General features: G+C 43.9%; 9 protein-coding genes and 1 pseudogene. 4 read left to right on the forward strand and 6 right to left on the reverse strand.

What is annotated here, in order from left to right; genetic code table 11:
- The first annotated feature begins 18 nt into the window (after positions 1-18).
- Positions 19-1,134 carry an NAD(P)/FAD-dependent oxidoreductase gene (locus AC04NP_RS21610; protein ID WP_482862031.1) on the forward strand — a complete coding sequence of 372 codons (1,116 nt, stop codon included), beginning with the start codon at positions 19-21 and terminating at the stop codon, positions 1,132-1,134.
- Between the two features lie 5 nt (positions 1,135-1,139).
- Here AC04NP_RS21610 and AC04NP_RS21615 read toward each other — a convergent pair whose 3' ends face one another.
- Positions 1,140-2,039: a UbiA family prenyltransferase gene (locus AC04NP_RS21615; protein ID WP_482862032.1), complete on the reverse strand. Its 900-nt coding sequence runs from the start codon at positions 2,037-2,039 to the stop codon at positions 1,140-1,142.
- Between the two features lie 130 nt (positions 2,040-2,169).
- Here AC04NP_RS21615 and AC04NP_RS21620 point away from each other — a divergent pair, with 130 nt between their 5' ends.
- Both AC04NP_RS21620 and AC04NP_RS21625 read left to right on the forward strand, forming a co-directional pair.
- Positions 2,170-3,279, forward strand: coding sequence for a type III polyketide synthase (locus AC04NP_RS21620; RefSeq protein WP_482862033.1), 1,110 nt, complete (start codon positions 2,170-2,172; stop codon positions 3,277-3,279).
- Positions 3,280-3,295: 16 nt separating this feature from the next.
- Positions 3,296-4,033 carry a methyltransferase domain-containing protein gene (locus tag AC04NP_RS21625; RefSeq protein ID WP_482862034.1) on the forward strand — a complete coding sequence of 246 codons (738 nt, stop codon included), beginning with the start codon at positions 3,296-3,298 and terminating at the stop codon, positions 4,031-4,033.
- Between the two features lie 51 nt (positions 4,034-4,084).
- Here AC04NP_RS21625 and AC04NP_RS21630 read toward each other — a convergent pair whose 3' ends face one another.
- Entirely contained in the window at positions 4,085-4,672 is a 588-nt protein-coding gene (locus AC04NP_RS21630) for a nitroreductase family protein (protein ID WP_482862035.1), read from the reverse strand.
- Between the two features lie 31 nt (positions 4,673-4,703).
- Positions 4,704-5,078, reverse strand: a pseudogene (locus AC04NP_RS21635) (DinB family protein); the annotation flags it as partial.
- Between the two features lie 227 nt (positions 5,079-5,305).
- Here AC04NP_RS21635 and AC04NP_RS21640 point away from each other — a divergent pair.
- Positions 5,306-6,268: a threonine ammonia-lyase gene (locus AC04NP_RS21640; protein ID WP_482862036.1), complete on the forward strand. Its 963-nt coding sequence runs from the start codon at positions 5,306-5,308 to the stop codon at positions 6,266-6,268.
- A 367-nt stretch (positions 6,269-6,635) separates the two neighbouring features.
- Here the strand turns inward: AC04NP_RS21640 and polA are convergent, their stop codons facing one another.
- The 3 genes from polA to AC04NP_RS21655 all read right to left on the reverse strand — a co-directional run bounded on the left by polA (position 6,636) and on the right by AC04NP_RS21655 (position 14,074).
- Positions 6,636-9,428: a DNA polymerase I gene (gene polA / locus AC04NP_RS21645; RefSeq protein ID WP_482862037.1), complete on the reverse strand. Its 2,793-nt coding sequence runs from the start codon at positions 9,426-9,428 to the stop codon at positions 6,636-6,638.
- A gap of 28 nt (positions 9,429-9,456) precedes the next feature.
- Complete coding sequence (locus tag AC04NP_RS21650) at positions 9,457-13,344, reverse strand: reprolysin-like metallopeptidase (RefSeq protein ID WP_482862038.1); 3,888 nt, start codon at positions 13,342-13,344, stop codon at positions 9,457-9,459.
- A 109-nt stretch (positions 13,345-13,453) separates the two neighbouring features.
- A complete protein-coding gene (locus tag AC04NP_RS21655; protein WP_482862039.1) occupies positions 13,454-14,074 on the reverse strand; it encodes a hypothetical protein in 621 nt (206 codons plus the stop codon).
- Positions 14,075-14,102: the final 28 nt, after the last annotated feature.

A 14,102-nucleotide genomic window follows, 5' to 3' on the forward strand; every position in this document is an offset into this window, starting at 1 on the left:
GTTATTTCAAAATACTGCATGAAGGATGTTATAATCATTGGAGGCGGCTTGGCGGGTCTTGTAAATGCTATCTGCATGGCCAGGGCCGGATTGGATGTTTTGCTAATTGAAAAGCGCCAATATCCGTTTCATCGGGTCTGTGGTGAATATGTTTCCAATGAGGTGGTTCCGTTTCTGAGGGCTATAGATGCCTATCCGTCTTCATTTGACCCTCCTCAAATACAGCGTTTGGCCTTATCCTCGGTAACCGGCAGGAGGGTGGAAATACCTCTTGATCTCGGTGGATTTGGCATAAGCCGTTATAGCCTGGATCATCACCTATACGAAATGGGTAAAAAAGCCGGGGCAATTTTCCGTCTTAACACTACGGTCGACTATGTTTCTTACGAAGGTGATCATTTTCAGGTAAGGCTGGCAAAAGGATCGGAAGTTTTGAAATCCAGGATAGTGGTGGGGGCTTATGGAAAAAGATCGAAGTTAGATAAAATGCTGAACAGGTCTTTTGTTTCAGAAAGGTCACCCTATCTGGCTGTAAAGTATCATATAGCCTATGATATCCCGGATGATCTGATTGCTTTGCATAATTTTGATGGAGGATATTGTGGTGTAAGCCGTGTGGAGGGAAACAAGGTAAACTTATGTTACCTGAGTCATCGTAATCAACTGAAAAAGCACAAGCACATCAATACTTTAGAAAAAGAGGTCTTATGTAAGAATCCATTTCTGGCGACCATTTTCAACGAAGCTGATTTTTTGTTTGAAAAACCCCTGGTGATCAACGAGATTTCCTTTGCCCGGAAAAATGCTGTGGAAAATCATATCCTGATGACCGGTGATGCTGCGGGGCTGATAACACCTCTGTGTGGCAACGGCATGGCGATGGCCATTCATTCAGCGAAGGTCTTGTCAGATTTGGTGCTGCGCCATTTTAATGGGGAAATATCACGGAGGAACCTCGAACAGTTTTACCAGAAAAGATGGAGTCAACTGTTTGCCACCCGGCTATTGGTAGGCAGAAAATCCCAATTATTATTTGGAAGCGGACTTGCTTCCGAACTTGCAGTCTTTATCATGAAAAACTTCAGGCCCCTTGCCCTGGCTATCATAAAAAACACACACGGAAAACCATTTTAACAGACTTAATAACCCTCTTGCAAGGCACTGAAGATACCCGAAGATTTGATGAAAAAATAGATAAAAAATGCATTCATACACACGGCCGATATGGTGTTTAACCACATGGTGTGTTGATAGTCGGCTCTGGTCTTACTTACCAAAACCTTTGCATACCAATAAGTGAAATAGATGATTACAGGCATTAGGAACAGCATAAAATCGTAGCCGAATCGAATCGTGAAGTAAACCTTAAAATAATACAAAAAAGCCAAAGTGGCGAGTGAAAATATGATTCCTGTAAATACAAAGGTGCCGTTGATTCCTAATAATCTGCTCAGGGTAAAATCACCCCTTTTGGCGTCTTCCTCGTGCTGGTAAATTTGTGTCATAGGATAGGAGCCCCATAATATAGCAGATGAAAGCAAGCTGGCCATGATTGTTTTGGTGCTAAGAAGGTTGTCAAAATGAAAATCATTAAGCCCCGCATAAGCTGTTAAAAAGGAAAAGCTTCCCTGAAAGTAACCGGCGATAAACCAACTTAAAATAGGGTATTTTTTTATTCGCACCGAGGGATGACTGTAGGCCTTGGAAACCAGTCCGTAAACAAGCAGCATGACGACAAAATGAAAATTAATGATGGCCCCGAGCAGCAATGCCAGTAAGTCAAACAAAAGCGATGTCCAATACAATTGCCTGGTGACAGGAGGAGGGTTTTTTATGCCTCCAATACTTGTTTCATCCTTATCGAAATAACTGTTATACGCATTACTTGCCGGATACAAAAACAAATGCATGACCAGAAAAACAATTAAAATCCTGGTGGGGTCCGGATTAGGTGAAAGTGCCAGCGCAAACAAAAACACAGGCATAAGGAAAAATGAAAAGGGGATGCGCAAATGTAGAAAAGTTGATTTTTTAATCATTTAAATAAAATTGATTAGGAACAATTTATTAAAAATTTGCTTATAATTAATAACTGTTAAAACGGAAAAAATAACAATAACCATCAGATTTCAGATTTTACAAATATCAGGGAAGGACGGGAAAGTATAAATGGAGGTATGTATTTCTGCGATAGGAACCGCAAATCCGCCATATAGAATCGAACAGGCAAAAATTGCAGAATTTATGAGTACCGCTCATCAATTCGATACCAGGGAAAAACAGCGTTTATTAGCACTGTACAGGGCGACTGGCATTCAATACCGTTATGCGGTGATCCCGGATTACGGAAACCCTCCGGGCTCCTATGAATTTTATCCCAATAATGAAAACCTCGAACCCTTTCCAGCCACAAAGTTCAGAATGGAACTTTATCGAAAGGAGGCACTGCCTCTGGCCGTTGCAGCCTCCCGGGCATGTTTAGCCGGACCAACCTCTGTTACACCCCGGGAAGTTACTTATCTGATTACCGTTAGCTGTACAGGCATGTATGCCCCAGGTCTTGATATTGATCTGATCAATACCTTGGGTCTCGACCCTTCCATACAACGCTTTTGTATTAACTTCATGGGTTGCTACGCTGCCTTTAACGCAATCAAGCTGGGACATACTATATGCAGGGCCGACCCAAAAGCGAAAGTGTTGATTGTATGTGTTGAGCTTTGTAGTCTTCATTTTCAGAAAATGCCAAGTGAGGATAACCTGTTGGCCAATGCCTTATTTGGCGACGGTTCAGCAGCTATCATCATGGAAAATGACCCTGAGGCAGACGTGGCGCTGGCGGTTCAGTCATTTCGTAGTGACATCATGCCGCAGGGTGCCACTGATATGGCCTGGAGCATCGGGGATTTTGGGTTTGAAATGACGCTTTCAGCCTATGTGCCTGAAGTGATAAAGACCGGAATCAGGGCTTTAATCACCCAATTGAAAGAAAACCTCCGGGTACCTGTTGAAAATTTCGACAAATACGCTATACATCCGGGTGGAAAAAAAATATTGCAGGTTATAGAGAAGGAACTGGCTATTGAGAAGAAAGATAACTATTATGCCTATGAAATTTTGAAAGAATTCGGGAATATGTCAAGCCCTACCATACTTTATGTGTTGAAATTACTTTTTGATGATTTGACCTCTGAAGACCGGGGTAATCACGTACTGGGTCTGGCTTTCGGGCCCGGACTAACGTTGGAAAGTATGGTATTAAAAGTTGTAGGAAACTGATTGGAAAGCTGTGTCAATGTTTGATCAAAGGTCTGAGCAATTGGAAATTATGGACGATCTGGACTTTTCGGATGGAGTCATTTTCCAAACTTTAAAAGAACTAAAGTTCATTAACCACTGGCTGGGCGGCAATCAAGTGACGATCAAAGGTTTTCAAAAGCTAATGAAGCAATCTGACCTTCATACAACCGGGGATCATTTGTCGGTAGCCGATCTTGGGAGTGGTGGTGGTGATATGATGGTTCAGATTGCCAAATGGTCGCGAGGTAAAGGGCTAAATTTAAAGTTGACCGGGATCGATGCCAATCATGCCATTGTCGACTATGCCAGAGAAAACACAGGCGCCTTTTCAGAAATTCATCATCGCGCCCTGGATGTGTTTTCAGAAGCTTTTAAAAGCGAAACCTATGATATCATCACTTGCACCTTATTCGCCCATCATTTTACTGATGACCAACTCATTGACTTGTTTACACACTTGAAATCCCAGGTCAGGATTGGCATGGTCATCAATGATTTACATCGTCATTGGCTGGCTTATCACGCCATTAAAATACTTACCCGCCTGTTCTCTAAATCCTATATGGTAAAAAACGACGCACCTTTGTCTGTTGCCCGATCGTTTCGGAAACACGATTGGCACAAGATTTTCAGGCAAGCCGGAATTCAACACTACACCATCCGTTGGCATTGGGCTTTCCGTTGGCTTGTCATCGTACGAGGACAGCAACAATGCGAGCAACAGCAACAGTAGTAGCAACAGTGGCAGTAGTAGCAACGGTATGATTTAAGATCAAAATGTTTGCTAATCTACCCATTGTACCTTTTCCTGGATGGGTCTTCTTCTGCTTTTAGGCCAGGCTTTGGCGGGCATACCGAGATATAAAAACCCGAGTAATTTATCTGATGCTTCCAGGTCAAAAAAAGGTTTGGCTTCCTCCATATAGGTTACACCTCCCGTTCCCCAATAACAACCCACCCCATAGGCCGTCGCAGTCAGGTACATATTTTGTACAGCCATGGCTACAGAGGCGATCTCTTCTACCTCCGGAATACTTTTCTTTTCATCGCGGTGCATGCCAATTGAGATAATATGGGAACATAAAAGCGGCTTTTTAAGCAGCTTTTCATATTTACTTTCCTCAAAGTCACCATTTCCGCTGCTTTGCTCTTTGTACATATTTGCCTGAAACGCTGCCAACTTCGCGATCCCACTCTCTGTAAACACCTTAAACCGCCATGGCTCCGTAAACCGGTGTGTTGGTGCCCAGTTGGCATTTTCCAGCATTTTTTCTACAATAAACCTGGGTACCGGCTCACCGGAATAATGTACGGGAAAAATTGATCGCCGCTCCTGGATCAATTGATTAACTACTGATATATCAAACTGCATTTACTTCCTGTTTTTATTTTAATTTTGATTTTCATTTTTTATTCAGATCGATTCCTCCATAATAATTCATATCGATATTTTTATTGGTCTTCACATAATAAGTGATCTGGCCGGTATGATAGGAGAAATGCTCTGTTACATGTATAAGTATGGCCACACCTGTCTCCTCAAATCCCTGCACCCTTCTAACTTCAAGCAGATCCGCAGGTGACAGACTATCCAGTACGTCAGATACCTTTTGCATTAAACCTTCCATATCCTCCATCAGTTTATCAGCGGAGATGCCTCCTGTTTCACTAAATTCACGATCCCTTTCCCTGGTATCGGGCGCATTACCCAAGCCGCTCAACACCCATTGCGAAACATTTCCGCACAGATGCAGGACGAGGTTGCCAACACTGACCGTTTCCTTGTTGGGCCGCCTTCAGATGTCCTCTTGGGACAGCTTTGACAAACACTTTTTAATACGGGGAACCGATTCCTCGATAAGCCTTCTTTTTACTTCCACAACTATCAAATCTTTAAAATTTTCTGCGTAATTGTCCACTGTTTTAATCAGAATATGGTTGTAAAAAAATAGTGACCGATAAATAACTTAATTATTACTAATTTAGGTAAAATTAGTGATTGACTATGACAATTTTAACGAAGAATATACCAACCGCTGAAATCATCCGACAAGCACATGAAAGTATCGAACCTTTTATCCATCGCACCCCGATTATGACAAACCGGAGTATCAACGACATTTCGGGGGCGCGGATATATTTTAAATGTGAGAATTTTCAAAAGGTCGGGGCTTTTAAATTCAGGGGGGCCACTAACGCGGTACTTTCATTGAGTGATGAAGAAAAACAAAGAGGGGTAGCCACCCATTCTTCGGGAAACCATGCCCAGGGATTGGCACTGGCCGCAAGAATACAGGGAATACATGCCTATATCGTTATGCCGGAAAATGCGCCAACCGTGAAAAGAAAGGCAGTAGAAGCGTATGGCGCTAAAGTAATACCCTGTGCACCCACACTGAAATCCAGGGAAGATACTTTGCAAAAGGTCATTGAGCAAACGGGAGCGGTTACCATCCATCCATTCGATGACTACAGGATTATTGCCGGACAGGCGACCGCTGCTAAAGAATTGATTGAAGATGAAGGCGGTTTTGATATTATCATGGCCCCGGTTGGGGGTGGGGGCTTGCTGAGTGGCACAGCGTTGTCCTGTCTTTACTGGTCACCCAAAACCAAAGTCATTGCCGGAGAACCATCCGGCGCCGATGATGCCTATCGATCGATGAAGGCCGGAACCATTGTCCCTTGTGCCAATCCTGCGACTATTGCTGATGGGTTATTGACCACCCTGTCTGTGAAAACCTTTGGCATCATCAAAAATCACGTGAGCGAAATTATTACAGTAACGGATGAGGAAATTGTCCATGCAATGCGCACAATCTGGGAAAGAATGAAAATCATCATAGAACCTTCCTGCGCAGTTCCTTTTGCTGCCTTGTTAAAAAGGAAGGAGATTTTTGCCGGCAGAAAAACCGGGATTATTCTGACCGGCGGTAATGTTGATCTGAGCAAGCTGCCTTTCCGGTAAAGGTTAGCACTTACTTTTAGTTCCACCTGTTTTTACAATTCATCCGGGTGATCCAACGTTTCAGCCGGTCTTTTTTTTAACACAATTTTTTAAGCGCAGATTTGACCCAAACAAATAAGCGCTATGAAAGCACGGATATCTTTACGGTTCTTCACCTCGTTAAGTCCCTGTTTGATGGGCCAGGTGACTATAAAAAGATATTTGACTGACCGGAAAGGTCAGCCTGTTATCGGGGCGAATGTTTATCTGAAGGATGCCTGTGACGGGGCATCAACCGATGTTAATGGTTACTTTTCATTTGTTACAGATAAAAGAGGCACAAAGGGGTGGATATGGGGTGTTGGAAATTGTTGGCTGAATGTCGTAACTAATGGGCTTCGAGCCAGTTGTTACCGGTACCTATTTCTACTTCAAAAGGCACAGCGAGGTTGACCGCACTTTTCATCAGTTCCGGAATTTTTTCTTTCAGTAGTTTCAGTTCATCATTGGCTGCATCGAAGACCAATTCATCATGTACCTGCAAAATCATTTTGGATTTAAGATTTTCCTTTTGCAGCCAGTTGTGAATGTTGATCATGGCAATTTTGATAATATCTGCCGCGCTTCCCTGTATAGGTGCATTGATGGCATTTCTTTCGGCAAAACCCCTGACGGTCATATTCCGTGAGTTAATGTCACGCAGATATCTTCTTCTGCCTAAAATGGTTTCAGCATAACCCTTTTCACGTGCCTGGTCGATTGAGACATCCATGTATCGCTTGATAGCGGGGAATTCCTCAAAGTAGGCGTCGATAATTTCCTTTGCCTCGGTTCTTGAAATATTCAAATTTTGCGCGAGACCAAAAGCCGATATGCCATAAATAATCCCAAAGTTTACCTCTTTGGCTTTTCTCCTCATGCCCGACTCTACTTCCTCCAGCGGTACCTTAAAAACCTTACTGGCGGTTGTTGCGTGAATATCCCTGCCGTTTTTAAATGCTTCCATCATGCTTTCATCGCGCGCCAGGGCTGCTACAATACGAAGCTCGACCTGGGAGTAATCGGCAGAAACCAGCGTGTGGTTTTCATCCATAGGTACAAATGCCTTTCTTATTTCCCTTCCTTTGGCCGTACGGATAGGAATGTTTTGCAGGTTAGGATTATTGGAACTTAGCCTTCCGGTTGCTGCTACTGCCTGGCGGTAATCGGTGTGCACCCTCCCATCTTTGGGGATAACCATTTTTGGCAGCGCATCTACGTAGGTGGATTTTAGCTTCTGGTATTCCCGGAACTCCATGATTTTGCTGGCTATCTCATGCTCTTTGGCCAGTTTTGACAGTATGTCCTCTCCGGTTGCATATTGGCCGGTTTTGGTTTTTTTTGGTTTTTCGACCAGCTTTAATCGATCGAAAAGAATTTCACCGAGCTGTTTGGGACTGGCAATGTTGAAAGTGGTTCCGGCAATCTCATATATCTCCTGTTCAACTTTAGCACTGGCGTCTCTGAGTTCGACAGACATTTCTTCCAGCGCTTCAACGTCTATTTTCACACCACTATACTCCATCTCCGCCAATACATTGACTAATGGAATTTCCACCTCTTCAAATAGCTTTTTCAAGTTGTCGTTCAGATCTTTTTCAAGTACTTGTTTCAATTGAAGGGTGATGTCAGCATCTTCTCCAGCGTATTCCACCACCTTTTCAATTTCCACATCCCGCATATTTCCCTGCTTTCCACTTTTTTTCCCAATCAGGGAGGTAATGGAAACCGGCGAATAACTCAGATAATTTTCGGCCAGTACATCCATGTTATGACGGGTTTCGGGATCGATCAGGTAGTGGGCCAGCATGGTGTCAAAAAAGGGTCCTTCAACCTGGACATTGTAATTTTTGAGCACCTGAATATCGTACTTCAGATTCTGGCCGATTTTCAGGATTTTTTTATCCTCCAGGATCTCCCTGAATTCATCTACAATCCTTTGGGCTTCTATCTGATCTTCCGGTACGGGTACGTAGTAAGCCTCTTTTGGATGATAAGCGAAGGCTATGCCCACCAGTTCGGCTTCTACAGGTTCTATGCTGGTAGTTTCGGTATCGAAGCAATATTCCTCCTGCTTTTTCAGGTAACTGATTAGGCTTTTTCTTAATGCGGGTGTGTCAATCAGGTGGTAATCATGAATTACGGTGTATATGTTGTTTTTTTCAGGAGGGTCGTTGATTGCTATTTTTTCACCGGTATCGACAGTTTCAAACATGGCCATTTGTCCGCTTTCCTTCGCTTTGGTCTTCGGCTTTTCCTCCGCTTTGTTGAAAATTCTTTTTGATAAAGTGCGAAACTCCAATTCCTCAAAAAGCCCGGTCAATACATCCTCCTGCGGGCCGGTATAAACCAGGTCCTCTTCCACAAAATTGACAGGAACATCTTGCCTGATCGTGGCCAGTTCTTTGGACATGATTCCCTGCTGGCCAAAATTAACGACGTTTTCTTTTTGTTTTCCTTTTAAATCGTCGGCATTCGCTATCAGGTTTTCAACGGTTCCATAGGCTTTTAACAGTTTTATCGCCGTTTTGGCACCAATTCCGGGAATTCCAGGGATGTTATCCACCTTATCACCTTGTAAGCCGAGTAAATCCCTTACCTGATCGACTTCGTCAATTTCAAACTTCTTTTTCACCTCTTCAACACCCAGAATGTCGACACCATTGCCCATAAAGGCTGGTTTATAGAGATAAATGTTTTCCTCTACCAGTTGTGCGTAATCCTTGTCTGAGGTCATCATGTAAACTTCAAAACCCTGTTTGCCAGCCTTTTTAGCCAGTGTTCCAACGATGTCGTCCGCCTCGTACCCGTCCAGTTCCAGTATAGGGATACCAAATCCTTGAATGATCTTGCGGATGTAGGGGAGATTACTGACGATATCTTCCGGCACTTCCTCCCTTCCTGCTTTGTATTCGGCATATTGTTCATGCCTGAAAGTTGGGGCAAAAGTGTCGAATGCCACGCCTATGTGAGAGGGGTTTCTTTTTTGAATGACTTCTACCAGGGTATTGGTAAAACCTAAGGCGGCCCCGGTATTCTGACCTTTTGAATTGATTCTGGGCGTTTTGCTGAAAGCGAAATGAGCGCGGTATATAAGGGCCATAGCGTCCAGCAAAAAGAGCGTTTTATCAGGCTTGTTCATGCCTTAAAGTTAGAAAAGAAAATTCATATTATTTCTTGATTATTCTTTTAATAACGATGGCTTGATCCGTGACAATTTCCAACAAATACATGCCTTTGGCGTTGGTATTCATTTCCAGTGTCAACGGATTGCCCTGCCTTTTTATGTCATCGGCAGAAAGATATCGTACCGCTTTGCCATGGATGTCAGATAACCTGATACCCTCGATAGAGAAACCTGCTTTCTCGACTTCGACCCTGACGTTATTTTCAGTGGGGTTGGGAAATACAGCAATGGTTTGCGCGATTTCCTCTTCTATGCCCACAACCAACGTGGTCGCATTTACTTCTTCAGAGAATGAGGATTGCCCAAACTGGTTTTGTGCATAAACTCTGAAATAATAAGTGGTGTTCTCCGCAAGTCCCGTAACGATATAACTCCGGATGTTGGCAGCGGTTGTGTGTATGGCAACAAAGTTTTCATTATCTCCTTCTGACCGCTCGATAATATAGCCTTCTTCGGCAGCGGAGAGGTCAGACCAGGTAAGTCCTATCCGGGTTACCGAAAGCACAGTAGCCACAAGGTTCCGGGGAGCTACTGGCAAGGTGGCCGTTTCCACCTCGGGTGAATAGTCCGATACCCCAAATTCATTCACGGCTCTGATGCGATAAACATAATTGGTTTCTGGTATCAATCCTTCATCCGTAAAAGATCGGGAGTTGGCATTTAACGTGACAACTTCTTCAAAATTCGAATTATTGAATGTCGATCTTTCAAGCACAAAACTATCTTCATTATTCGAACCGTCTTCCCAGGTGAGTGTGATGGCATTTACCGATCTTGGCGAAGCCTGTAAATCAAAAGGTGGTTTGGGCCGGGACACACGTGTGCCTATCTCCAGGGCCCAAGCGTTCAGAATACCTCCATCTTCAGGCGCATTGTCTTCCACAATCAGCGTCCAGGTGCCCCTGGCATTTTCTCCATTAAAGTCGCTGAGTGGCTCAGCAGGGGTGTACGCCTCTCCGCTGGTAGGAGGGCAGTCAAAGATGGTATTTGGCGATTCATCATCCAGTGAAAGATCGAAATTGGCTTCAGAGGAACATATATTGGCAAAGAGCGTTACTTCCGTGCCAACGGGGCTTCTTAAAGTGAAACTTAAGTCATTAATAAAAGTATGTTCACCTTTTAAATTAATCACATTTAAATCTGAAATGATGAGGTCTTCCACGATTTGAATTTCCAGTATGGATGTCACTGTATTTGGATCGGCTTCTTCGATTATTTTAGGAACATCGGTACTTTCGAAAGAAAAATAGTTGATGGTAAGCGTAGTAAAACTAAAGGTTTCTGAGTATTCACCGGTTCCGCAACTGTTTGTACCTATTACCCGCCAATAGAAAGTTTTGTTACTTTCCAACGGCATCTTTAGCTGATAAGAGGGTTCGCTCAGGTCAAATACGCTGTCTATTATGTTGTTAAAATCCGGGTCAAGTGCCAGTTCAAAAGTATATTTTTCAATTTCGGGGTTATCGACCCAGCTCATAGATGGTACAAGTGCCACATCCACAGCACCGTTGCCCGGAGAGAGGGGCTCCGGTTTTATGAAAATGGTACTCTGAATACTTAAGTTGATTTCATTTTGGTTATTCTGGCTCCCGGCTGATGATGCTAATTCGATTGAATATTCGTCCGGAGCGGCCGCGCCGGTATTGGTAATGGTCAGGGTGGTTGAATTACCGGGGATGACAGGGTTGTCACTAAAGTTTGCTGCTACCCCGGCAGGAAGGTTGTTCACAGCGAAATTTACCGGATCGCTAAAACCAAGCACAGAGATGACTTCAACAGTAAATATGGCATCGGAGGGGATGCAGATCGATGAGGAAATGGGATCGACAACAACGGCGAAATCCGGTGCAGCGGGAGCTTCAATTGAGAAGTCCTGATTATTAATATCGAAGTAAATATTATTGGCCGCCTCAATCTTAATCCTTGCCTGATCCGTAGGGTTATCCGGGAATATCACAGTTTCAAAACCATCATTGTCTACGTTCTGAGCTAATATGAGAGGAAAGGTTAACCCGCCATCAGTGGATAAAAGGATATTCACTAGTTGTGTATTAATCGGAGGCAAATCGGTGTTAGCCACCTCCCAGGTGATGTTTTCAGGGAAGCCGGATTGGATGGTTTGGGGCTGGTTGAAATTGGTAATTTCAAATTTTGCGGGCACGTCTGCTACGTTGACTGTCATATTATCGTAGTTGACACCGCCGCCGCCACTCTTGTTGTCCCTCACTGTCAGCCTGAATTCCATACTCCTTTTGATCGCCGGGAGAATTTCGCCCAGTGTAGTGGTGTTGTTCAGGATGTCGGATAATTGCGGAAATGTCCTCGATGGTGCGTTCACCGGCGGGAAGGAACGGAACAGCGGACCGGTAGTGTTCGGATCATCCGGAGGACCAGCCGGCCCAAGGTCAAATTGTTCCCAGCAATAAGTCAATGGATCACCATCCGGATCACTTCCCGATCCTGTAAGGGTAAAGGGCGTGTTGACCGGAATGAAATAATCAGCACCTGCGTTTACGGTAGGTGGGGTATTGCCTGTTGAAGACGAGGACCCACAACTGTTGCCAATACCATTGGTTATGAATTCTGCAATCTGATCATAGCTGACAGTGTGGAAATAATCGTCGCTGTTGGTTTGAATATTGTGTGAATCACATATTCCTGCATATCCCATAATAGTAGTACCGCTACCCGGTTCATAAGAGGTGAGCGCACTTCTGTTAAAGGCGTTACAATTGCCGTCGGTGCCATTGAATGTGTGCGTTGCCCCAAACTGATGTCCGATTTCATGTGCCACGAAATCTACATCAAAAGGATCACCCTGCGGTGTGGGCCTGCCGGTAGTGCCCCGGGCCTTACTATTACTGCTACATACCCCATCTTCTGTTGCCAGTCCTCCGTTGCCCGTACTGAAAACATGGCCGATGTCATAATTCGCAGTGCCAATAACATTGTCCAGATTGGTTTGGTTTTCGTTCAATAGAAGCTCGCTGTTGCTGTTAGTATATGGATCAGTGAGAGAATCGGTATAAATAATCTGATCATTGTCGCCTATCAGGATCATGCGGATGGCCACTTCCCTTTCATATATCCCGTTAACGCGGTTAATCGAAGTGGTAATCGCGGCCAGGCCAAGCTCCACGCTTTCTCCATGAAAAGCCGTATATTCTCCGGTTGCCGCCACCGCCAGTCTATAAGTCCTTATTTCGCTACCCGATGCCCTGCTGCTGACAGTACGACTGGTTGCCTTTTTTTTCTCACCGGCCTTTTTTTCTTTGCCAAGTTGATGATCTGGTTCCTCAAAAAAACCGGAACCCTCCCGGATGTAATCCCTTTTATAGTAAGCCATGTATTTCGTAGTATTTCCGTCATAAGCAGGATCTACATAAATTACCCGGTCCTTCTTGATGATCATTGCATGAAACCCTTTTGGGGTAATATCAAAACGAATCGTAGCTGTCGGATCTGTTATCCCCTGTCCCGCATAAGTTTTGATCTGTGGAAATTTCTGTGCCAGTTCATCGGACATAATCGGTGACTCTGCCACTCTGTACTGTCCAAAAGTGCCATCGGGCAATGGAAGGCTGATGGTTGCCCCTGCCAGATGCAGGGCATCAGGCTTAACCTTTCCGATCAGGCCGACCTGTTTGGAAAAAGCGTCAAATTGGAGATTGAGCGCCCTGGCCGACCTGGTCCGAATCCGTAATTTCGCGCTGGATTGGGTGCTAGCAGATGAATGCTCAGACCAGTAATGTTTATCGATTGAAATATTTTGTGCAATGGCATTGGTTTGGAAGTAAAAAATGGTAATTACACTAAATATGCAAAGTCGTGAGTAAAAACTGCTTGTAGTGATCTTTCCCAGCTTATTCATATAACAATGTGGTGGTTAGGGGCTATGACTTAAATATCTCAATTTTTAACATAAATTTGCCTGGAAAGGCTTTGATTATTGGTTTTGGAATGGAAATAAAGCTTTGAATTCATTCATTTGCCTGGGTTTTGACTGGAGGTTCATAAAATTTTTTGTTGTTGCGATCCACATCGTTTTTATCATAGCACAAATAAATTTTGCTTTCATCATTTAACGGCCTGATAAAAAGCGTTTGTGAAGGAGCTGTAATCATGGCATAAAGACCGGCTGGGTTAACATCCAACCTCAAATGCGTTCTGCTATCTTCTTCTTTTTCTCCACTATAAGACCTGATATTTGGAAATTTTTTGGCAAGCTCCGGCGAAAAAACATTAGATTTTTTCACCACAAAGGTATAAAATTCGCCATTATTCCAGGGTAGTTGTAATCGTACGTGATCGCTATTTGTCTTTTCATATCGTAATTGATCAGGCACTTTCTCCGTTGGCTCCAGCGCCTTCAGGCGGGCTTTTGCCCTGTTAATATCGAGTGTCAGCGCCTGGTATTTCCGGGGTAGGTTTTGAACGTCAGGCCGGTTTGTAACGGCAGTTGAATCAATTAATCGCCAAATTTTATATTTATCCGTTGATCCGACCTGTTTTTTGGCCTTACCGGTGTTGTTTCCTGAAGAGCCGGAAATACAGCCTGTTAGCCCCACGAGAAGAAAAACAACTAATAGATATTTGCGCACAACAAGATTTGGTTATTTAAAATACCGC

Source organism: Agaribacillus sp. DX54 (assembly GCF_056858335.1).